At 57.1% G+C, this 22137-nt stretch carries 15 protein-coding genes and 1 pseudogene; 12 read left to right on the top strand and 4 right to left on the bottom strand.

Going from position 1 to position 22137, the window contains the following annotated elements:
• Nucleotides 1-215: 215 nt before the first annotated feature.
• From CA51_RS22410 to CA51_RS22385, 6 genes are all read left to right on the top strand, one after another.
• Nucleotides 216-950, top strand: a complete 735-nt coding sequence (locus CA51_RS22410; RefSeq protein ID WP_145123375.1) for a cysteine peptidase family C39 domain-containing protein — start codon at nucleotides 216-218, stop codon at nucleotides 948-950.
• 20 nt (nucleotides 951-970) lie between these two features.
• Nucleotides 971-2446 (top strand): RimK family protein, encoded by a 1476-nt coding sequence (locus CA51_RS22405; protein WP_145123374.1) that lies wholly within the window; start codon nucleotides 971-973, stop codon nucleotides 2444-2446.
• Nucleotides 2443-3687, top strand: coding sequence for a glutamate-cysteine ligase family protein (locus tag CA51_RS22400; RefSeq protein WP_145123373.1), 1245 nt, complete (start codon nucleotides 2443-2445; stop codon nucleotides 3685-3687). The genes CA51_RS22405 and CA51_RS22400 overlap by 4 nt, the downstream gene beginning before the upstream one ends.
• A gap of 46 nt (nucleotides 3688-3733) precedes the next feature.
• Nucleotides 3734-4429, top strand: a complete 696-nt coding sequence (locus CA51_RS22395; RefSeq protein ID WP_145123372.1) for an N-formylglutamate amidohydrolase — start codon at nucleotides 3734-3736, stop codon at nucleotides 4427-4429.
• Nucleotides 4430-4659: 230 nt separating this feature from the next.
• Nucleotides 4660-5031 carry a hypothetical protein gene (locus tag CA51_RS22390; RefSeq protein WP_145123371.1) on the top strand — a complete coding sequence of 124 codons (372 nt, stop codon included), beginning with the start codon at nucleotides 4660-4662 and terminating at the stop codon, nucleotides 5029-5031.
• 267 nt (nucleotides 5032-5298) lie between these two features.
• Nucleotides 5299-6531, top strand: coding sequence for an alpha/beta hydrolase (locus CA51_RS22385; RefSeq protein ID WP_145123370.1), 1233 nt, complete (start codon nucleotides 5299-5301; stop codon nucleotides 6529-6531).
• A 199-nt stretch (nucleotides 6532-6730) separates the two neighbouring features.
• Here the strand turns inward: CA51_RS22385 and CA51_RS22380 are convergent, their stop codons facing one another.
• Nucleotides 6731-6913, bottom strand: coding sequence for a hypothetical protein (locus tag CA51_RS22380; RefSeq protein ID WP_145123369.1), 183 nt, complete (start codon nucleotides 6911-6913; stop codon nucleotides 6731-6733).
• 169 nt (nucleotides 6914-7082) lie between these two features.
• Nucleotides 7083-7553, bottom strand: coding sequence for a PA2169 family four-helix-bundle protein (locus tag CA51_RS22375; protein WP_145123368.1), 471 nt, complete (start codon nucleotides 7551-7553; stop codon nucleotides 7083-7085).
• Between the two features lie 488 nt (nucleotides 7554-8041).
• Here CA51_RS22375 and CA51_RS22370 point away from each other — a divergent pair, with 488 nt between their 5' ends.
• Nucleotides 8042-14209 carry a PAS domain-containing protein gene (locus CA51_RS22370; RefSeq protein WP_145123367.1) on the top strand — a complete coding sequence of 2056 codons (6168 nt, stop codon included), beginning with the start codon at nucleotides 8042-8044 and terminating at the stop codon, nucleotides 14207-14209.
• Between the two features lie 21 nt (nucleotides 14210-14230).
• Here the strand turns inward: CA51_RS22370 and CA51_RS22365 are convergent, their stop codons facing one another.
• On the bottom strand, nucleotides 14231-14734 hold the full coding sequence (locus CA51_RS22365; protein ID WP_145123366.1) for a response regulator: 504 nt from the start codon (nucleotides 14732-14734) through the stop codon (nucleotides 14231-14233).
• Nucleotides 14735-15058: 324 nt separating this feature from the next.
• On the opposite strand from CA51_RS22365, the gene CA51_RS22360 reads away from it, so the two are divergent.
• A complete protein-coding gene (locus CA51_RS22360) occupies nucleotides 15059-16540 on the top strand; it encodes a sigma-54-dependent transcriptional regulator (RefSeq protein WP_145123365.1) in 1482 nt (493 codons plus the stop codon).
• 296 nt (nucleotides 16541-16836) lie between these two features.
• Here CA51_RS22360 and CA51_RS22355 read toward each other — a convergent pair whose 3' ends face one another.
• The gene (locus CA51_RS22355; RefSeq protein ID WP_145101520.1) at nucleotides 16837-17004 is read right to left on the bottom strand and encodes a DUF1328 domain-containing protein; all 168 of its coding nucleotides are present in this window, start codon (nucleotides 17002-17004) and stop codon (nucleotides 16837-16839) included.
• A gap of 414 nt (nucleotides 17005-17418) precedes the next feature.
• On the opposite strand from CA51_RS22355, the gene CA51_RS22350 reads away from it, so the two are divergent.
• From CA51_RS22350 to CA51_RS22335, 4 genes and pseudogenes are all read left to right on the top strand, one after another.
• Entirely contained in the window at nucleotides 17419-18438 is a 1020-nt protein-coding gene (locus CA51_RS22350) for a zinc-binding metallopeptidase family protein (RefSeq protein ID WP_197451397.1), read from the top strand.
• Between the two features lie 290 nt (nucleotides 18439-18728).
• Nucleotides 18729-19532 (top strand): annotated as a pseudogene (locus tag CA51_RS22345) (IS4 family transposase); the annotation flags it as partial.
• A 277-nt stretch (nucleotides 19533-19809) separates the two neighbouring features.
• Nucleotides 19810-20421 (top strand): sigma-70 family RNA polymerase sigma factor, encoded by a 612-nt coding sequence (locus CA51_RS22340; RefSeq protein WP_145123362.1) that lies wholly within the window; start codon nucleotides 19810-19812, stop codon nucleotides 20419-20421.
• A gap of 196 nt (nucleotides 20422-20617) precedes the next feature.
• On the top strand, nucleotides 20618-22132 hold the full coding sequence (locus CA51_RS22335) for a serine/threonine-protein kinase (protein WP_231745837.1): 1515 nt from the start codon (nucleotides 20618-20620) through the stop codon (nucleotides 22130-22132).
• Nucleotides 22133-22137 lie beyond the last annotated feature (5 nt).

The following is a 22137-nucleotide window of genomic DNA, read 5'->3' as shown; positions in this document are numbered from 1 at the left end:
GGGATCCACCGCCGACCGATCAGCGACGCTGCCAGCATCGCGGGCTTTCTATTCTAGGTCGGAACGAGGACCCAACCAAGAGCGCGCCCAGCGGCTGCGACAATTCGATTTTCAAATTGAGTCCTTCTCAATAAGGATCGGCCGGTGTTATCATGCGCAAACCGGCTCATCGATCGAGGCCGGCGTTCGATGGTCTCTACCGTTCGCCTGCACGTATGAAGCTGACTCTACCCGTTGAGATTGAAACCCAGCCGACGGATTCCGCCTGTGGAGCGACTTGTCTCCAGGCGATCTACCGCTACTGGGGAGTCCACATGCCGGTCTCCCAAATCCTGGCCGACATTCCTCAACTGGAGATGGGAGGAACGCTGGCGGTTCAGCTGGCCTGCCACGCTCTGGTCCGCGGTTTTACCGCGACGATCTACACGTATAACGTGCAAGTCTTCGACCCCAGTTGGTTCAACCGGTCCGATATCGATCTCGCCGAACGCTTGCAGCGGCAGCGGGAGTGCAAGGGGGATTCGAACCCTCGTCTGGCCGTGGCGACCGACGCGTACCTGCGTTTCATCGCGTTGGGTGGCCAGGTGCGAATGCAACCGTTGGAACGCCCGTTGATCCGGCAGCATCTGACCGAGCGCGTCCCGATGCTCGCGGGGCTGAGCGCCACGTTTTTGTATCAAGAGGCTCGCGAGTGCCCTCAGCCGCCCGATGAACGCGGTATCAGCAGCATCCCCGATGACCTGCGAGGCGAACCGGTTGGGCATTTTGTTGTGCTGAGCGGTTATGACGACGAAGCCGATTCGGTGATGATCGCCGATCCGCTGCACCCGAATTCCGGCGGCGCATCGCAATCGTATTATTGGTCGCCGATCGACCACGTGGCGGCGGCGGTGCTGTTGGGCATCGTCACGTTTGATTCCAATTTTCTTGTCCTGCGTCCACAAACCTAGCTGAAGGACCGTGAAGATCGATGGCTGTCGTAATCGTTACCGAGGCAGAGCAGGATTGGATTCGCAATATTCCCGGTGTCGAGATCGTCGACCCGCATGAATATCTGACAAGTCAAGACTGGAATCGCCGTCGCAATATCAAGCTGTATAACCTGGCCCGTTCGTATCGCTATCAAAGCTTAGGCTATTACGTGTCGCTGTTGGCCGAAGCACGCGGGCATCGGCCGTTTCCAAGCGTCGTCACGATTCAAGATCTCGAGCAGCGGCAAGCGATCCGCTTGGTGCCGCTGGAGTTAGAGGGGCTGATCAATCAATGTCTGGCTCCGCTGCATTCGGACAAGTTTTCGATGAGCGTCTATTTCGGACGCAATCTCGCTACGCGGTACAACCGCTTGGCGCGGGAACTGTCGACGATGTTCCAAGCTCCGCTGTTGCGGTTCGAGTTCGTGCGGCGGAAAAAATGGCGGCTGTCGAGCGCCCATGCGATCGGGTTGGAGGATATCCCGGCGTCGCATCAACCTTTTGTTGCCGAACAGGCGCAGCGTCACTTCAACCACGGTTCGAGCGGCAAGACCAAACGGACTTCCTATCGATTTGATCTGGCGATATTGCACAATCCGAACGAAGCCGAGAACTCTCCGTCGGACGAAAAAGCATTGCAAAAGATGGTCAAAGCGGCGGCCAGCGTCGGCATCAACGCCGAATTGGTGACGATCGAAGACGCCGGGCGGTTGCTGGAGTTCGACGCGTTGTTCCTGCGTGAAACGACGGCGGTCAACCACTACACCTATCGCCTGGCTCGCCGCGCCGAACGCGAAGGGCTGGTGGTGATCGACGATCCTAAATCGATCCTGCAATGCACCAACAAAGTCTATCTGGCAGAGCTGTTACATAAAGCCAAGATCGCGACCCCCGAAACGATTGTCGCCCATCGCGGCAATGCGCAGCGGATCGCCGCCGAACTCGGTTTCCCATGCGTGCTCAAGCGTCCCGACAGCGCGTTCTCGCAAGGCGTGGTGAAAGTCGAATCGTTGCAGGAACTAACCGATCAATTGGAACTCTATTTCGCAGATTCCGAACTCGTTGTCGCGCAGAAATATATGCGGACCGATTTCGATTGGCGGATCGGAATCTTGGATCGCCGCCCGTTGTATGCGTGCAAGTATCACATGGCCCGCGGGCATTGGCAGATCATCAAACAGGACTCCGAAGAAAAAAATGGCAAGTATGGCAAGTGTGAAACGATGCCGGTCGAGATCGCACCGCGGAAAGCGGTCGCCCTTGCGCAAAAGGCTGCCGATCTGATCGGCGATGGCCTGTATGGCGTCGACATCAAAGAAGCCGATGGGCACTTCTTCGTGATCGAGGTCAATGACAATCCGAATCTCGATTCGGGGATCGAAGACAAGTACCTCCGAGACGATCTTTATCGACGCATTATGGAGTCGTTCCTGCGACGGATCGAACGGATCAAATCGATGGATCTCACGCAATGAACGCACCGCGTCGATTGTCACTTTTTGAAGCGTTTGGCATCGAGCTGGAGTATATGGTGGTCGACCGCCAGACGCTCGATGTCCGACCGGTCGCCGATCGAGTGCTGCAAGCTGCCGCCGGGCGGCCGACAAGCGATTTCGATTGCGGACCGACGACGTGGAGCAACGAACTGGCGCTGCACGTCTTGGAGCTGAAGGGATCGCAACCGACGGCCGACCTGATCGCGTTGGGGACCAACCTGCAGCAAGGCGTTGCCAGTTTGCAGCAGGCCTTGGCCAGCAGCGATGCGATTTTGATGCCCTCGGGAATGCATCCCTGGATGGATCCCGCGACCGAGACGCAATTGTGGCCTCACGAATGCGCGGAGATCTACAACGCCTACCACTCCATTTTTAATTGCTTCACGCACGGCTGGGCCAACGTGCAAAGCGTCCACCTGAATCTCCCCTTTGCCAACGATGATGAATTCGCTCGGCTGCACGCGGCGGTGCGTCTGCTGTTGCCGATCCTGCCGGCGCTCGCCGCCAGTTCGCCAATCGTGCAGCGCAAATTCGGCCCGTGGCGCGATATGCGGATGCAGAAGGTCCGCGAGCATTGCCAACGCGTTCCGTTTCTGACCGGCGATATGATCCCCGAACCGATCTACGACGAAGCGAGCTATCGCCAGCAGATCTTTGCGGGGCTGCGATCGGCGATCGCTCCCTACGATTCGGCTGGTGTGTTCGATGCCAATTTCCTGAACGCCCGCGGCGCGATCGCTCGCTTCGATCGCGGTTCGGTCGAGATCCGAGTGATGGATGTGCAAGAGCATCCCGGGGTCGACATCGCCATTTGCGTCGCGGCGATCGCGGCTCTGAAGTCTCTCGTCGCCGAACGCTGGCAACCGTTGACGATGCAACAACATGTCTCTACACCGGCGCTGTCGGCGCTGTTGGATCGAGTCTCGGCCGATGTCGAAGCGACGGTGATCGAAGAGGCTGAATACCTGCAGCAGTTTGGAATCACCGATCGATCGATCACCGCCGGCCAGCTGTGGCGGCATCTTATCGAGGTCGGGGCGGAGCATGAGCCGCGGATTGGCGACGTGGAAAAGGATCTGCAGCCGATCCTGCGTCATGGCTCGTTGGCGACGCGGATCGCGCGGGCGGTGGGAGAAGATCTGCGGCCGCAGCGGTTGACCGAGGTCTACCGCGAGTTGAGCGATTGTTTGACCGCCGGGCGTTCCTTTGTCATCGCATAGGTCGACCCGCAGGGGAGGCCGCTCGGCGGAGGAGAGGGAGTGTCCGATGGAGTTGATTTTGACTTGCGAGCACGCGACGAATCATATCCCTTCCCAATACGAACATCTGTTTGTCGATGCCCGATCGGTGCTGCAGGGGCATCGCGGCTGGGACCCTGGCACGCTCGCTCTGGGCCGGATGCTGCAGCGGCGATTTTCCGCAGTCCTGTTTCGCACAACGGTCTCGCGACTGTTGGTCGAAGTCAATCGATCTGCGAATCATCGGCAGTTGTTTTCGCAGTACAGCCGATCGCTCGATCAACGCGACAAAGCGACGATCCTGCAACGTTACTATTGGCCCTATCGCCAGAGAGTCGAAGAATGGATCGAGGATCGCGTCGCGGCGGCGATTCCCGTTTTGCATCTATCGCTGCACTCCTTCGTTCCCGAACTCGATGGGCAGGTGCGGACCGCCGAGCTCGGATTGTTGTACGATCCGCGGCGGCCGGCTGAAAAAGCGCTTTGCGATCGCTGGCGAGATGCTTTGAAGATCAGCCGCCCCGATCTGCGGACTCGCCGAAATTATCCCTATCTCGGACGGTCCGACGGTTTGACGACTGCGCTGCGACAGCGATTTCCCGATCCGTATTACATCGGCATTGAAGTGGAGGTTAACCAGGCGTTGGTTGGCCCGGCGAGCGGCTGGCAGCGGTTGAAACGGGACCTCGCCGCCACGCTGCAGGCGACTTTGGAGAAGTCTTGATCAACCCTATCGCTTGCCGAAACGGGGCCGGGGCGGATCAAGCGCCATGTCGGCGGGAGATCATCGAGTTGGTGCAAAAGCGTTCACAATTGTCGATGTTCGATCGGTCGACCGCTGTGGAATCGTGTTTTCCCTGCATCTGAGGCATCTGGCACAGCGTTTGCGATTTCCCCGTTCTGCCGCTCGCGAATGTTCGCGAGCAGATTTAAATGCAAAACAAGGAGAGATCGATGAAGACTTTAACCGCTAGCGCATTGGCACTCAGTACTATTTTGTTTGTTGGCTGCGATGAATCGGCGTTGGAACAAGAGGCCGATATGATCCGTGACCAAACCCAGCAGCAAGCCGAAGATATCCGCGATTCGTCGCAATCGTCAGCCGAAGCGACTCGCGAAGCTTCGCAGAACGCGGCGGAAAATCTCCGCGACCGAACCGACCATGCGTCCGACGCGGTGCAGGATCGGGCGGAAGAGCGAGCTGATGCTATCGAAAACCGCGGTGAAGCGATCGCTGACGAGAAGGAAGCCCGCGGCGAAAACAAGGCCGACGCTGTAGAAGAACGAGGCGAAGAGAAGGCTGATGAACTCGAGGCGGTTGAATAATCGCTTTCGTCAGTCGCCGCAGGCCGACCGCTGCGGCACGGCCGATAGGCCCTTTTATCCCTACCGACGCCCGGCAACTTTTCGGTTGCCGGGCTTCTATTATAGAGTGCCAGCGGCGAAACGCGTCGCGACAAGCTAAACTGAAACGGAGTCCGTCGCTCTATTCCGCACGGCGAAAGCTCGCGTGCGGAACCCTTTATCGCGCTGCAGGCCTGTGCCCCGCGACGACGTCTCCGTTAGTATTCCCAGGTTTTGACTGACAAAAACATGACGGCGTCTCCATTTGGTTTGCTCATCGGACTGTTGTTGTCCCTGATCCTGGTCCCCGCTCAATTGCTGGCTCAGCAGTCGGCCCCGCCATCGCAGCTTCAGGCCGCTCCGCCAGCGGCCCCTTCGGCGATTGCGACACCAATCGAAACGCCGGCCGCCGACGGCGCGGCATCAGGCGAAGCTGCGATCGGGGATTCTCTGCTTGCCGAGCCGACCGAATCGGTCGCCGAAGATGTCGTCGGTAAAGAGGCTGTTGCGGCAGAGCTCGAGACGGCGCCGCTTGCGGAGTTTGATGTCCGTTCGTTGGATCAGGTCTGGACGATCAGCAGCCGCTGCGTCGGGTCGCACCATGCGCCGGTCCAGTCGCTTCAGTTTCGTCGACGCATCGAGGGGAATCGTTGGCAGACGGAGTCGGCAGAGAGCTTCTTCGCCGACAACGCCGGTCCGCTTCCGATGCGAACGATTCTCTTTGTTCATGGCAATCGTACGCCCGAGGTGAAGGCGTTGCGGCGTGGGTTGCAGACATACGACCAAACCGTTCTGAACTGGCAACGCCCCGACTCCGCCGTCCGTTTTGTGATCTGGATGTGGCCGGCCGATAAGATCAGTGGCCAGTTACGAGACGTCCGCGTCAAAGCGGCGCGAGCCGACTTGCACGCGTTCCATCTGGCCCGCGTTATTACCGAGATCCAACCGCAACAACAGGTATCGGTGATTGGATACAGCTTTGGTGGCCGGCTGGCTGTCGGAGCGATGCATCTACTGGGCGGCGGATCGTTGTGCGGTTCTCGGTTGCCCATGACCGATCCGGAACTCCCTTGGATCAACCTGGCCCTGTTGGCTCCTGCAATTCGTAACGATTGCTTCGTGACAAGCCGCAACGCGGCACTACGTCCAGTCGATCACCTGTTCGTTTTGCACAACTCTCGCGACCAGTACCTGAAGCTTTATCGCTTTCTGAAATTGGATAACCACACGCCCGCTCTCGGTTATACCGGGCTCTGCGGTCTTGGCCGACATCAGCTTGCCAGCGATCGCGTCCACCAATACGACGCAGCTCGCAGTGTGGGGAGCGATCATAATTATCTCGAATACGTCGCCGATCGGCGGATCGAATCGCTCGTCCGGCAGAATATCTTCTTCGATACCGGAGCGGTGCCGCCGCACGCAGTTGGGCATCCGCACGTCGGCGGACAGCCTGAGATCCGCAGCTTGCGGATGGCGAACTAGCTGTCGCGCGAACTAGCTGTCGCCATTTGCCGCCTGCTCATATCGCCGCTCGCCTGACTGGTTCGGCGGCGGGAGGGCCGACAGTCTTTTGTCGGCGAGAATCTAGAGACGTCGAGCGTCGTCGGCCCGCTAGGAACGCCACGGTGATAACGCTCGCTGGGATGCTCCGGACGCTTGTTCAATTCGCGGCAGTCGCGGCTCATTCGCCGACATCGATATCGAGCGCGCCGGTATCCAACGAACGTTCGATTTCGACTCCGCCGCCGTCGGGAGTGTCGACGTCCAACAAGGTCTCCTCGTTGTCGCAACCCACCAACAGGCAGCTCATCGCAAAAGCAGAGATCAGTAAAAAGGCACGCATTAGATCTTTGGTCGCATTCATCGGGAAACCTCATTAATAGTTAGCGTCTTCGCCAGTCGAACTAACGGTCGGAATTCGCGGCGCGAATCCGATTGCTGTCCGCAACGAAACGCTGCGGGGGAAATGGAACTGGGATTGTCGGCGCATCGGAGAGTTCCGATGCGTTGTGTGTTTCTTCTGTACGCCGGGACTAGCGATTTTTGTAGCTGTCGCGGAGATCGCGGATCTTGTCGTGTCCCGCTTTAACGATCGCGTATTGCGCCGTCAGGACATCGTTCATCGCGCTGCCAGCTGTCTCTTTCAAGACGTCTTCGTAAGCGTGTTTGATGTGGTCCTCGCCACGCTCCGCTTCGATCAGGATCACGTAGGGATCGCCGCCATTGATCTTGCTGCGGACGTTGATCCAGCTGCGGTGAACGCTCGCCGCGACCGATCCGTCCTCTTCCGCTTCGGCCCCGTTCCACTGGACGTAGTTCTGCAGTTCGGTGGCCAGTGCCGACCGTTCGTTGGCGACTTCGCGGAACAGGTTCGCCAAGGTGATATCGTCGATCTCTTCGGCCGATTCGCGAAAGCCGTCGTAGGCGTCGATGTTGGCACGGATCAATTTTTGAAGTTTGGTGACTGTCGATTCGTTGAGGTTCGTCTTCGTTTCAAGACTCATGATTTCACTCCAGTAGCAACTAAAAAGCATTGGATCTGCGGGATCCACATCGGCTCCGCATCGCGAGGTAGGTAACGCAAACCACGTGCCAGGAATGTAGGGAAAGCAGCTGCTGGCCGCGTATGACTAACGAAATCAAGTGTTAACGCGTTGGATCAACGACGGTGACTCAGAGGTCGCATGCGGCAGATGATCTTCCAGCGACCAGCCTGGTCGCGCGGGGTGCTAGCGGACGGTACGGGAGTTGCCCCTGGGGAACCTCTGCCTGTCGTGGAAGGGAGTTGACCGACTGAAGCGAATTCTCTTCAATCAATCAGCAGAGAGGAGCGATGCGCTGGTTGGCTGGTAGGTGGCAGGAGCGTTCCCCGCGACGACGCTCCATTTGTGGGGGCAGGTGGACCAAACCGCAAGGACATCCCGATCGATGAACTCTGTTTGCGACGAATCGAACACGCAGCTGTCTGCAGGTCCAACCTGGGCTCGAACCTATGAATGACATCGATAGTTCAACCGATCGTTCGAATCACGCCACGGCGCCGTTGATCGTTGGCGTAGGGGCGTCGGCTGGTGGATTGGAAGCGTTTAAAGAGTTGCTCGAAGCGATCGGCGACGCTGCGGGGCTGGCGATCGTTTTTGTCCAGCATCAGGACCCGTCCAGCAAATCGTTGTTGTCGTCGGTGCTGGCGCATTGGACCGATTTGGAGGTCGTCGAGCTTTCCGGCCGCATGCGGTTGGCGGCGGGTAAACTGTATGTGTGTCCGCCAAACAAATTGCTGGAACTAGAGCGTGGAGTCGTCGAAGTTGTCGATCGCCCGAGGACGCTGCGACCGTCGACTCCGATCGATTCTGTCTTCGATGCGATCGCCGAGGATCAACGAGACCGTGGGGTTGGGGTGATTCTTTCGGGGGCGGGAAGCGATGGGACTTTGGGGCTCAAGGCGATCGGAGATCGCGGTGGTCTAACGTTTGCCCAGAAGCCCGAGTCAGCAAAGTTTGATTCGATGCCTCACAGCGCTGCGACGACCGGCGTGGCTGATCATGTGTTGACGCCGGCGGAGATCGCTCGCGAATTGTTGCAATACCGTCAGCATTTGCTGGGGCTGCAAGTGGGACCGGAAAAACCGCGGTTGCGGGATCAGATCGAAGAGGCGATTCCTGCGATCACCCAAACTCTGTTTGATGCGACTCAGCACGACTTTCAGCACTACAAGTTCAATACGCTCACCCGCCGTATTCAGCGACGGATGCAAGTCCTGAAGATCGGACTGGCCAGCGATTACGTCGACTACTTGCAGCATCATGAAGAGGAAGCCAAAACGCTGTTCAACGAATTGTTGATCGGTGTGACGACCTTCTTTCGCGATCCGGAGGCGTTTGAAGCGTTGGCGCAGCACGTGTTGCCTAAGCTGTTCGATCAACGGGGGCCTAACGATTGCGTGCGGATCTGGGTTGCGGGATGTGCTAACGGATCCGAGGCGTACACGATGGCGATCTTGTGCTGCGAAGCGATGGACCGTTTGGCGGAACCGCCGCAGGTGCAGATATTCGCCACCGATATCGATGAACGTGCGCTGGCGGTTGCCCGGACGGGAACCTACCCCGTGGGGATCGAAGAACATGTCTCCGCCGAACGCCTGCAGCGTTTTTTCGTCAAACGAGGCAACACTTATCATGCGACCAAGCAGATCCAAGACTTGGTGCTCTTTTCGACGCACAATCTGATCCACGATCCTCCCTTCTCCCGACAGGATCTGATCTGTTGTCGCAATCTGCTGATCTACCTCGGTCCGCACCTGCAGAACAAATTGATACCGCTGTTCCACTACGCTCTGCGGCCGTCGGGGTATTTGTTTCTGGGGCCCAGCGAAAACATCACCTCCCATGGGGAACTGTTTCGTCCGATCGATGCCAGGCTGCGGATCTCGCAGCGTAAGGGGACCGCGATGCAGTCGACCGACACGTCGACTCGCCGCCCGCGGATGCCGAAGCCGTCAAATCCTTCGTCGCTGCCCGATGCATCGGTCGATCTGACGGAGATGATGCAGAAGATCGCGTTAGACGAATTCACCCCCGAGACCGCTGTGATCGATGCCACGGGGCAGATCTTGACCAGCTCGTCGAACATCAAGAAGTACCTGAACTTCTCCGGTGGCCCGATCCAAACCAGCATCATCAAATTGGCTGACAGCGGATTGCGGATCGGTCTGCGGGCTGCAATTGCTGAGGCGAAGAAACTGCGGCGGCGGGTGGAGCATGAAAATTTATCGATCCGCGTCGGCGAACTGGTCCAGCGCGTGATGCTGACTGTTCAACCGATGCCTCAGTTGGGCGAAGACGAACCGCTGCTGATGGTCGTCTTTCACGACGTTGGACTCCCCTTTCGCCGCGAAGACGTCGACGCTTCCGCCGGCAGCGGCGAGAGTGATGCCGATGCGATCATCAGTCAAATGGAACGCGAGCTGGAGACGTTGCGCAGCGATCTCGATCGGTCGATGCAAGACATGGAAGCGGCGAATGAGGAGCTGAAGTCGTCCAACGAAGAACTGCTGTCGATGAATGAGGAACTGCAATCGGCAAACGAGGAACTGGAGACTTCGAAAGAAGAGATCCGCCTGGGCAGCGATGCGACGGCGCGGTCCAACGCCGATCTCGAAAACCTGCTCCGCAGCACCCAGATCGCCACGGTCTTCCTGGATCAACATCTGTCGATCCGCAGCTATACTCCGGCGATTTGTGAAATCTATGGATTGATCAGTACCGACGTCGGCCGACCCTTGGAGATGTTTGTCCCCAGTGTCGAACAGATGCCGCCACTGCCCGATCCGACAACGATCCACGACGGGGAAGTCATCGAACACACCGTTGTCGCGCGATCGGGGAAATCGTTTATCCGCCGCGTGTTGCCCTACCGCTCGCATACCGGAGAGGCGGATGGTTTGGTCGTGACCTTTACCGATGTCAGCGAACTGCGAAACAGCCATGAATTGTTTCAATCGTTGGTCGATGTCTCCGCCCAGATCGTTTGGATCGCAAGTGCGGAGGGGAATATCATCGAGGATTCGCCCAGCTGGCGAGCTTTCACCGGGCAGACGTTCGAACAGTGGAAGGGCCGCGGGTGGGCCGATGTGATTCATCCCGATGATCGCGACGCGACGCTAACCGTCTGGCAGACCAGTCTCGACACGGGCGAAGCCTTTTCGGGCGAGTATCGGTTGCTGCATCATTCGGGCGATTGGAAGTGGCATCATGTTCGCGCGGTCCCGCAGCGTCGGCACGATGGTACGATTCGCCGCTGGGTCGGAATGAACATCGACATCGATGCGCGGAAACGACTGGAACTGAACCTCGGTTTTCTCGCCGACTTGCAAGCGCAGTTCAGCCCCTTGATGTCGGACACCGACTTGATGAAGGTCGCGGTCCAGCGGACGGCTGAGTATCTGGGGCTCTCGCGGTGTTGTCTGGTCGAGTTCGATGAGGCGACCGAAAACGCAGAAGTGATTTATGAGCACTGCGACGAAGGGCTTACCAGTATCGTTGGCAGGCACGACTCCGCAAAATTCCACAGCGAAACCGAGCGTCGGAACCTGCTTGCCGGTCGCCAGATCTATTCCTGCGATACGCAGAGTGGTTCGATCGACCCGGCGGTTGCCGAGAACCTCCGGGCTATCCAGGTCGCCGCGTTTTGCAACTCCGCCTACGTGACCGATCTGCCGACACGATTTGTCCTCAGTGCGGTTAAGTCAGAACCCTACGTCTGGCAGCCCGATGACCTGCGGCTGTTGCAGGAGATCGTCGACCGCTTGGGGATCCGCATCGAGCGGGCTCGAGCCGAGATGGAGACGAAACGCCGCGAAGCCCATCTGCGACGCGTGATCAATAACCAATTGGGATTGGTTGGTGTGATCGGGCTCGATGGCAAGCTTTGGGAAGTCGACGATCGGTCGATGAGCATTGCGGGGTTAACGCGGGAGGATGTGATTGGAAAACACTTCGCCGAGTGCCCGTGGTGGACCTATGACGACCGCGTGGCCCAGCGTATTCAAGAAGCGATGGATCAAGCCTTTGCCGGCCAGCGGGTCAGGTTCGACGTGGGGCTTTATGCGAAGGGCGATAGCCGTTTGATGATCGATTTCATGATCGCGCCGGTCTTGGATGAAAACGGTCGGGTCGAATATCTGATTCCATCGGGAGTCGATATCAGCGATCGCAAGGCAGCGGAGGATCAGGTCCGGGCGCACGCCGAACAACTGTCGGCCGAACGGACCAAGTTGCTCGCTTTGTTGGAAGACTATCAGAAGAACGAACAGTACCTGAAACTGTCGCTCAACGCGGGGCGGTTGGGCAGCTGGCAATGGATTCCGCGCGAAAACCAGCTCCTATTGTCGGATGAACTGCTCGAGATTTTTGGGATGAACGCGGAACATTACGACGGAGCGTTTGAGTCGTCGTTGCAGATCATCCATCCCGACGATCGCGATTTCGCAGCGTCCCAGCTGCGGGCGTTGTTGGAAGGGACAAGCGATGAGTTTCGGTTCGATTGGCGGATCGTGCGAGCGGATAACGGGAAGGTCTGTTGGACCGAAACCCGTGGCTTGGTGACTCGTGATTCGCAAGGCTATCCTCAATCTCTGACCGGCATCACCAGCGATGTGACCGATCGCAAGAAAGCCGATCTGGCGTTGATCGAAAGCAACCAGCGGATGTCGATGGCTCTTAAAGCGGGAGGCATGGCGGCTTGGGAATGGTCCGAGGAGAAAAGCGTTTGGGAACCGGCGATGTTCGCGCTGCTGGGGATCGAACCTGTTGAGAATCCGACGATCGATCTGTTCTTTCAGTACGTTTATCCCGACGACGTGTCGGCGTTGCGTCATGTGTGGGGCCAGTCGGCTGCGGATCGAGAGGATTACGATACCGAGTTTCGGATCGTCCGTTCCAACGGCGAGATCCGCTGGATGGCTGGCGTTGGGACGGTGATTTGCGACGATCACGGCAACGTCGTCCGAATGCATGGACTGAACTGGGACATCACCGACGAAAAACAATCGGAACTGGCGATCAAGCTGAGCGAAGAGCGATTGCGAAGCGCAGCCGAAGCGGCTGGTTTTGGGATGTTGCATGCCGATCTCGTCAAAGGAACCGTCACCTACTCGCAGGAACTGGAGCGGTTGGTGGGAGTCTCCAGCGTCGATAACGAGACCGAGATCCGGGTCGATGAGATGTTGAACTGGGTCCATCCGGACGACCGCGAGGCTTGCGCCCGGCACTACCGCGATCTCGTGGAACATCCCGATACGGCGACTCGCAGCATCGATCATCGGATCGTTTGTCCCAATGGCGACACGCGGTGGGTGCGTTTGCAGGCCAAGCCGCTGTTTGCCGATGACGATCCGGGAGAAGAGGGTAATCGCAGGGCGACGCAGTTGATCGGCACGTTGTTGGACATCACGCAACAGCGGCAGTTCGAACAGTCCTTAAAAGAAGCCCGCGAACAAGCGGTCGCTGCCAACGAATCCAAGAGTGCCTTTTTGGCGAACATGAGCCACGAGATCCGCACCCCGATGACGGCGATCTTGGGCTACACCGATTTGATTGCCGAGAAGGTCAACGATGACGAGACTCTGGCGCACGTTCGCACGATCCGGCGCAACGGCGATTTTTTATTGGATATCATCAACGACATCTTGGACATTTCCAAGATCGAAGCCGGCAAATTCGAGATCAGCCACGAGCGGTTTGCTCCCAACCGGTTGGTCGAAGATGTGCGTTCGATCATGGAGGTGCGGGCGTCCGAACGCAAATTGGAACTGGATGTCGAATATCAAGGTCTGATCCCGTCGGAAATTCAAAGCGATCCCAAACGACTCAAACAGATCCTCATCAATTTGGTCGGCAACGCGATCAAATTCACCACCGAAGGCCGAGTGAATATCCTCGTCCGCTTTCTCCAGGGCCAATCGCCGCGGTTGCAGTTCGACGTGGTCGATTCGGGCATCGGCATGTCCGAGAGGCAGAAGCGTCGGTTGTTCCAGCCCTTCTCGCAGGGAGACGGAAACGTCAACCGCGAGTTTGGTGGCACCGGATTGGGGCTGGCGATCAGCAAGCGTTTGACGGAGATGCTGGGCGGCGAGATCTCGGTCCGCAGCAATCTCAGCCAAGGCAGTACGTTCACCGTGACAATCGCCACCGGGGACGTTCAAGAGGTGCCGATGATTCAACCTCGGTTGGCCTGCGAGGCATCGCCAAGCGACACCGCGACCAGCGAAATTCGTCTGGACTGTGGCGTCTTGGTCGTCGATGACCGCCGCGATATTCGCTTTCTCAGCAAGCTGTTGTTGACCAAGGCGGGGGCTCGCGTCGATGAAGCCGAAGATGGTGAGGTCGCGCTGCAGATGGTTCGAGAGAGACGGAACCAAGGGGGCGAATACGATCTAATCCTATTGGACATGCAGATGCCGCGATTGGATGGCTATCAGACCGCGGAACAACTGCGGCGGATGGACTACACCGGGCCGATCATCGCGCTGACCGCCGATGCGATGCAGGGGGACATGTCGCGTTGCATCGAATCGGGCTGCAATGACTACCTCAGTAAACCGATCAACGTCGAACGACTTACCGAAATGGTTCACCGCTTCACCACGGCGCAAGAAGCTTGACGCCTGTGAGGTGCGCCGCGGTTAAGGCTCGCTTGCAAACAGCGGCTTCAGCAATCGGCGGAAGGTGGGCGAAACCAAACCATCGCCGTTGATCTTGCCGTTGGGATCGCTGACCAGCAATGAATCGCGGTCGTCGCCAGCAGCCAGTACCGCCAACACGATCGAATAGGTTGAATACTGGTCCAATGGTTTCGCTAGCAGACCGTTGCCTCCCAAGCGGCGAATCGTCTGCTGGATCTGCCCGTCGTGAAGACTGGTGATCATCAACACGGGGATCGATTGAATTTGCGGCGACGGATCGGCGCGGATCCGCTGCAACAATTCCAGCCCGCAGCAGTTGGGCATCTCGATGTCGGTGATCAGCATATCGGTTGGCGCTCGCTGGATCATCTCCCAGGCTTCGTTGCCGTCGGTTGCCAAGCTGCATTCGAAGTTGCAATCGCTCAGCCAAGATTTCAAGATCTCGCGTGATGCTCGAACGTCGTCCGCGATCACACAGCGTTTGGGTTGTTCGGAGTTCGGCATATTTTTATTCGCGTCGTAGAAGAGGGCTCGTCAAACCATTCATCAGTAGCAAGTTGTGTGCCACTGGTCCGTCGGCCGCAGGCGGTGTCGACTCGCCCCGCAGGCTTCCGTCGTCATTCATTTTATCCAGCCAATATAGAAGTGTACAGTTGTGCATTGTGGTGGCGATTGGACATGTGATTGACGGTGCGGGAATCGGCGGCGGTTGAATCGTTCGATCGGCCAATCTTTGGGGACCTCTTGGAATTCGTCGGACCTTGATATACTAAAACCGACTGCTGTTGGAAGTTTTTCACTGAGTGTTCCCAATCTTGCGAAGTATGCATGCCAAAAATTCTGGTCATTGACGATGATCGAGCCATCCTGTTGTTGGCCACCAAAGCGCTCGAGCCGTTTGCCGAAGTGACCACAGCGCTTACGGGCGAGGAAGGCCTCGAACAGGTCAAGTCGAAGTCGTTTGATGTGGTGCTGTTGGACATCCAATTGCCCGACCGCAGCGGGATGGCGATCTATTGTGAGATCCGCGCTCACGACCGTCGCTTGCCGGTGATTTTTATGACCGCCGATGCGGGCAGTCAAACGACGATCGAAGCGATGCAGTTGGGAGCGTTCGATTACATCGCCAAACCGTTGGCTGTGGAACCTCTGCAAAAATTGGTCAATAAAGCGATCGAGCAACGCAAGATGAGTAGCGTTGCGGTGGCGATTGCTGCCGACGATAAACTGCCCGATGATTCGAGCGAGTTGTTCATCGGTAAGAGCCAACCGATGTTGGAAGTTTTCAAGTCGATCGGTCGGGTTAGCAAGCAGGATGTTCCCGTTCTGATCCGTGGCGAGAGTGGTACCGGTAAGGAACTGGTCGCCCGCGCCCTCTATCAATACAGTCATCGCGATCAGGGGCCGTTCCTGGCGGTCAATTGTGCAGCGCTCCCCGACAACTTGCTGGAAAGCGAATTGTTCGGCCACGAAAAAGGTGCCTTCACCGGCGCCGAAACGCGTCGCATCGGCAAGTTCGAACAATGCAACGGCGGCACGCTGTTCCTCGATGAGATCGGCGATATGGCGGCGTCGGTACAAGCTAAAGTTTTGCGAGTTCTGCAAGAGCAGCGGTTTGAACGCGTCGGCGGCAACAAAGAATTGCAAACCGATGTGCGGATCATCGCCGCCACGAATCGCCCGTTGGAGAAGATGGTCGAAGAGGGAGAATATCGCGAGGATCTTCTGTATCGGCTCAACGGCGTCACGATCGATCTGCCGCCGCTGCGTCAACGGTCGAGTGATATCCCGTTGTTGGTGCAGCATTTTCTGACCCAGGCGAAGCACGATCTGAACAAGCCCGATCTCGAGGGGATCGCTCCGGAGACGCTCAGCCTTCTGAACGCCTATCGTTGGCCTGGCAACGTCCGCCAGTTGCGAGCGGTAATCCGGCGCTGCGTGCTCGATTGCGTGATGCCAGTGATCGTACCCGACGTGTTGCCGAAAGAACTGACGGCGCCAAGCGATTCCAATGAACCGGCGGCTGCTGAAGAAACTTCCGGCGAAGCGGCGACGGAGAAAGCGGATGACTCAGGCGTCTGCGGATCGAAGTTGCCGGAGTTGGTCGAACGACTGTTGCGGGACAAGTCGACCGACGTCTACGCTCAGACGATCGAGTATCTGGAACGCTTTGTGATTTTGCGAGTCTTGCAGGAGACGGGCGGGAATCAGAGCCAAGCGGCTGAGATTCTTGGCATCACGCGCGGCAAGCTTCGCGACCGCGTGATCACTTATGGAATTCAACTCTATCGCGACGTGTCGGCGAACTAATCGTCCGCCACAAACTATCGTCGTCGACATCGCTCCGCTGCCGCTTGGGCCTCGGGGCGATCGTTGGTCGCGACGACTTCTCTATCGCGACGCTGCGATCCGCTGACGACTCGCACCTGGTACATGTTGTTGCGTTGTTAGTGCAGCGGTTGTCAGCACGATGCCAATCCCCGCGATGCCTTACCCCGTACTGCATGCACGGGGGAGAAGACTCGCCGTTGTTGAGGGCATCGATCGGGCGATCGAGTTCGTGGCGATGCGGTTCACGCAGGGCCACGATTCGAATCGATCGCCGGTCATACCACCGGGCCGCGGCGACCTGCGATCAGGCTGATCACGAAAAGTACGAGGAAGACGACGAACAAGATCTTGGCGATACTTGCTGCGGTACCGGCGACAACTCCAAAGCCCAGAGCTCCGGCGATCAATGCGATAATCAGAAACGTTAAAGCCCAGCCTAACATGGCGATCTCCAAATGGTTTGAGGAACAGAAAGTTGCGAAAGGTGGTTGTGAACATCAGCAGCCACTCGTTTCGCTGAAGGCAACGGTAACGCGATTGTCGTGCCAATTGCGCCGATAGCTGATATCTGCGGCTTTTCTTCCTGTCAGCTTGCAAAAGCTGAACGGTCAGCGTTCGCGATGGCTTCAAATCGCGCTCTTCCACTCGTCAGCCGCATCGAACAGTACCTTTTAAGTGCCTACTTACTCTTTGTTGCGATGATTCCGCTGCGTTGCTGCGGTGCGGCATCCTATTTGCCTTCTCAACACGCTGACGCTTCCCCGGCGAAGTTCTGCCGGGAGCATGTTGACGAATGCTGTCTTCCTGCTACAGCTCGATCCCGTTCCTTCATCAATCCAACCAACGGCTCCGATCCGATGCGATCCTTTTATTGTCAGTGTGGCGGCACCCTCTTCTTTGGCAGCGTTCAATGTGTCGCTTGCAGTCGGCCGACGGCGATGTGCCCGCATTGCAACGCGGTCCGTTCGATGGCGGTTGCCGACGACGGGTCGTTGGTTTGCGATCACTGTCATCGCGAGTGCCGGATGTGTTCCAATGCGACGCTGCACGCGGTCTGTAACCGTGGAGTCGACGCTGCGTCGGAACAGCCCCTGTGCCGCTACTGCCGGCTTAATTCCGTCGTTCCCGATCTCACGGTGGGCGATAATTTGCTGAAGTGGCAACGTTTGGAAACAGCCAAGCATCGCGTGCTGTTCGATATCGAACGGATCGGTTTACCGATCGTCAGCGAGCCCGAAAACGAAACCGAAAGCGGTTCGTCCGACGGTCGCCCAGTGTTGCAATTCGAGTTCAAGTCGTCGGCGGTTAAACCGGTTTCAACAGGCCACGCCGATGGGTTGATTACGATCGATATCGCCGAAGCCGACAGCGTGCACCGGGAGCAGACGCGAGTCGAGTTCGGCGAGCCACAGCGAACACTGGTCGGCCATTTCCGCCACGAACTAGGGCACTACTATTGGCAGTTGCTGGTGGAACCGAATTGTCTCGATGCCTTTCGATCACTGTTTGGCGACGAACGCGAACCTAGCTACGCGGAGGCGCAGAAGCGATATTACGCCGACGGCGCGATTCCCGATTGGCAGGACCGATTCATCTCTGCGTATTCTACGATGCATCCTTGGGAGGACTTTGCCGAGACCTTTGCCGGTTACATGGATATCGTGGCAGTCGTCGAAACCGCGCGGCACTTCGATCGCACGCGAGTCACCGCCGACGGCTCCGACTTCAACCAGATGCTAACCGCTTATCGCGACATCGGCATCGTCGCCAATGAGTTCAATCGCGACATGGGGCTATTGGATCTCGTCCCCGAAATCCATTCCGAAGCTGTCGTCGAAAAGCTGAAGTTCATCGACAACCTACGCCTGGCGCTATAGAAAGAACCGGCGTGACAAATCCACACGCTGCCAACCTCGCAGTCCGGCTGCTCGGTTGGGCAGGTGAGGTGGTGACCTGATCCCGGGCGTGGCTAGGGCTTATTTTGACTTGGGCGTGAGGGACGTCAAACTGTTCTCGCACAACCCCGAAACGCTCGGCCAAAACAGCGACCAGCGAAAGCAGTTGCCGATCGAAGAGAAAGAGTCCTTCCGTTGGCTGCAGGGCTACCGACATGCTTGCCAGCTAGCCGGTCAGTCGCCCGACAAACAGGTCATCAGGCGTCTCCGATCGTGAATCGGATCTGTACGACATTTTTGTCGAAGCGGCTCAGCATCCTAGTTCGGCTGATTTCGTTATTCGCGCCAAACAGCCGCGTTGTACGCCCGAGCGGGACATCGCGACAGGGCCAAACGTTTACAAAAAGGTTGCCGATGAAGTCGCCAGTGCTCCGGTCGCGATGAGGCTGCAGGTCGACTTGCCTACCACGCCCAAGCGTGCCGCTCGCCGAGCGACGCTGGACGTTCGTGCCAAGCGATTGACCGTCAAGCCGCCTCAGATGCGAAAGGCTGAACTGCCCGAGGTGGAACTGTCGGTGGTGGAGATCCGCGAGGTGAACGGACCAGGTGATGACACCGAAGTTCACTGGCAACTGCTCAGTAGTCTGCCGATCGACACGATCGATCTGATTCAGCGGGTGATCGATGTTTATGTCACACGTTGGCCAATCGAAACCTATTTCCGAGTCTACAAATCGGGCTGTAAGATCGAAGAGATTCAACTCGAAACCAACGCCCGGCAACGTCGCGCGTTGATGATCTACAAGGTCGTCGCATGGCGGCTGATGTATCTGACGATGTTGGGGCGGCAGTGTCCTGATCTAGACTGCGAAGCGGTCTTCCATGAGTTTGAGTGGAAGCCGGTTTGGAAAGTGGTCCGTGACGAACCGCTACCGAGCGATCCGCCAAGTTTGGGCGAGCTGGTTTCAATGATCGGTCAGCTTGGCGGCCACAACAATCGTCGCGGTGACGCACCACCAGGTGCCGAAGCGATGTGGAACGGCCTGCGACGAATGAAAGACTTCTCGCTGGCCTAGCAAGCGTTCGGTCGCGACGACTCACCATGACTTGCGTATGACTGACAGGGCTATTGGCCTGGAATTCCTGTCGGGATAGCGAAATTGTCTTTAATTGACAGGACTCTAGCCTGGGCTAAAGCAGGTGCTAGGCGCCTGCTGTGGCGGTAACCGGAAAATAAATGTCAAAAAAACTTGCGGACTTTACTCGGCCTCGCCAGAATGGGGCGGTTTGGTGCTCCGGTATGGGGCTTCGCCCCGCTTCGATACCAATCCATATAGCCTCCCGATTCCAGTTATGCTCAATACGAAAACCGAGGCCATTGCGGAGTGTTCGAATGATTCCCGCGAAGCGTTTGACGTATCGCTAATCGCACGCCTAATTCCTCAGTTGACAACGATCGCTCGCCAGTCGATCGCGCGAAGGTGGCAGTCTAAAGTGGGAGCGTCGGACATTGTCCAAAACACCTTTCTCGAGGCTTCCAATACGCTTTCCTCTTTCTCTGGCTCATCGATCGCTGAGTTCAATCAGTGGCTGCGGGCAATCCTGGCTCATAATCTGCAAGACTCGCGTCGTAGGTTTGTGGTTGCCCAGATGCGGAGCGTGGAACGAGAACAGCCGCTTGATCGATTAACGGGCCCGCTGTTAATAAACAGCGAAAAGTCCCCAGTGAGTGTCGCTGTGTCTAACGAGTTCGATCGTGAACTGCATCGTGTGATCGGTATGCTCGATCAAATGGACCAGCAGATCTTGACGCTGCGGTACCAGCAGAAACTAGCGTTTGGCGAAATAGGAATTCGAATCAATATGAAAGAGGATACCGTGCGGAAGCGGTGGGGACGCATCTTGAAGTTTCTCCAACACAAGCTGCGGCAATTTGATTCGCAGGTTTGCTCAAGTCGGGGTTAATATGGATGCCCCTGGTGATATCGATGATGAAATTCCAGGCAATTGCGATGATCTGTCGGAGTTGGATGACACACTCCAACTGCTTGCAACTGGGGCAAGTGTCGAGCAGTTGGAATCCATATCCGAGTTGTTCACCGCTTCGGGAACTGGCGAGAAAAACGACGAGGAACCGATCCACGAAAAAGCCGCGTTGCTGATGCGACTTGCCAAGCATTATTCGGCTCAACCGCCCGAAGTTCCGCTTGCCGCTGACGGTCATGCGATTCCGAAGCAGGTTGGTCGTTTTACAATTATTCGCGAGATTGGCAGTGGCGGTTTTGGCGTCATCTATCTTGCACGCGACGAAGCGATCGGTCGCGATGTTGCGATTAAGCTTCCGCGACGCGATCTGATCCAGGACTCGGTTCGCCGAAAACAGATGATTCATGAGGCCCGCACGGCAGGTTCGCTCGAACACCCCGGTATCATCCCCATCTACGAAAGCGGATGTGAGGGGGAAACCGTTTACCTAGTCTCGTCCTACTGTGATGGTCCCGACTTGGCGACTTGGCTCGGTTCTCAAACGAAGCGACCGAGCGTGATCGAAATTGCCTCGATTGTCAGCAAGTTGGCCGATGCGGTGGCCTATGCTCACGGCAAGGGAGTGATCCATCGCGATATCAAACCCAGCAATGTGTTGCTGTCTTTTGATGCAAAGGGGCAGTCGGAACTCAAGTGGCTGGAAGCCACTGGCACATCGGAAATTGAGCTCCCGCAATCGATACCATTGTCAGCCTACCGACCGCGTCTGACCGATTTTGGATTGGCCAAATTTTCTGATGAACCGATTTTTGATACTCGCAGCAGTCTGATCATTGGTACTCCGTTGTACATGGCCCCCGAGCAGTTGCTGCCCGATTTGGGGCCGATCACTTTTCAGACGGACATTTATTCGATAGGAGTCTTACTGGTCGAACTGATCGATGGGAAACCGCCGCTAAGTGGAAAGACCTATGTTGAGATCTTGTCGTTCTTTCAATATGAGCCGCGCGAATCGATTGTCCATTCGGACGTTCCGCCTGACCTCCGAACGATCATTGACAGGTGTCTTAGCAGGACACCGGAAAATCGTTATGCATCCGCAGACGTCTTGGCGGCGGACTTAGCCGCCTTCGCCGCAGGAGAAACGATTTCCGCTCGCAAGATGACATGGCTTGCACGAGCACTGGTGTGGTGTCGCGATGCTCGGCGCACACGCGAAGCATGTATTTCTACAATCGCAGCAATGTCCGCTTTGATTGTCTGGGTCTTGTACTCCATTTCTTTGGTGATGGGGCCATGGTTTCCTGGTGACGATCCATGGACACCAGCGATTCAAGCCCTTGCGATCATCGCTTGCATTAATCTGCCGGTACTGGTTTTGGCCGTCTTGGGACTTCGCAAAAAGATCTGGGCGATGGGAGTCGCGATGTTGCTGTTGTTAAGCGGAGGCGTTTTTGTGCCGCTCTTGATCATTGGCGATTTCGTGGGTTTGCTCGATCCCATTTACGGTCCGTTCCCCTATTTCAAGAAGAGTTTTCACGCCTTGGTCTTGTTGATCAGCCTTTCGCAGGTGATCTATCTATCGATCGGCATATTGGCGAATCGATGGAATACGCAACGCCATCAGCCAACAACGATAGCTGCGGCAAGGTCGGAACATGCAGGTAGGAAAATGAATACGGGGATTTGAAAATT

The organism is Rosistilla oblonga, from assembly GCF_007751715.1.
GTDB lineage: Bacteria > Planctomycetota > Planctomycetia > Pirellulales > Pirellulaceae > Rosistilla > Rosistilla oblonga.
This window is presented reverse-complemented; position numbering and strand designations above follow the sequence as displayed.

Coding starts and splice junctions, on each gene's coding strand:
- CA51_RS22410 (WP_145123375.1), top strand. CDS start 216: ATGAAGCTGACTCTACCCGTTGAGATTGAAACCCAGCCGACGGATTCC.
- CA51_RS22405 (WP_145123374.1), top strand. CDS start 971: ATGGCTGTCGTAATCGTTACCGAGGCAGAGCAGGATTGGATTCGCAAT.
- CA51_RS22400 (WP_145123373.1), top strand. CDS start 2,443: ATGAACGCACCGCGTCGATTGTCACTTTTTGAAGCGTTTGGCATCGAG.
- CA51_RS22395 (WP_145123372.1), top strand. CDS start 3,734: ATGGAGTTGATTTTGACTTGCGAGCACGCGACGAATCATATCCCTTCC.
- CA51_RS22390 (WP_145123371.1), top strand. CDS start 4,660: ATGAAGACTTTAACCGCTAGCGCATTGGCACTCAGTACTATTTTGTTT.
- CA51_RS22385 (WP_145123370.1), top strand. CDS start 5,299: ATGACGGCGTCTCCATTTGGTTTGCTCATCGGACTGTTGTTGTCCCTG.
- CA51_RS22380 (WP_145123369.1), bottom strand. CDS start 6,913: ATGAATGCGACCAAAGATCTAATGCGTGCCTTTTTACTGATCTCTGCT.
- CA51_RS22375 (WP_145123368.1), bottom strand. CDS start 7,553: ATGAGTCTTGAAACGAAGACGAACCTCAACGAATCGACAGTCACCAAA.
- CA51_RS22370 (WP_145123367.1), top strand. CDS start 8,042: ATGAATGACATCGATAGTTCAACCGATCGTTCGAATCACGCCACGGCG.
- CA51_RS22365 (WP_145123366.1), bottom strand. CDS start 14,734: ATGCCGAACTCCGAACAACCCAAACGCTGTGTGATCGCGGACGACGTT.
- CA51_RS22360 (WP_145123365.1), top strand. CDS start 15,059: ATGCCAAAAATTCTGGTCATTGACGATGATCGAGCCATCCTGTTGTTG.
- CA51_RS22355 (WP_145101520.1), bottom strand. CDS start 17,004: ATGTTAGGCTGGGCTTTAACGTTTCTGATTATCGCATTGATCGCCGGA.
- CA51_RS22350 (WP_197451397.1), top strand. CDS start 17,419: ATGCGATCCTTTTATTGTCAGTGTGGCGGCACCCTCTTCTTTGGCAGC.
- CA51_RS22340 (WP_145123362.1), top strand. CDS start 19,810: ATGCTCAATACGAAAACCGAGGCCATTGCGGAGTGTTCGAATGATTCC.
- CA51_RS22335 (WP_231745837.1), top strand. CDS start 20,618: ATGCGACTTGCCAAGCATTATTCGGCTCAACCGCCCGAAGTTCCGCTT.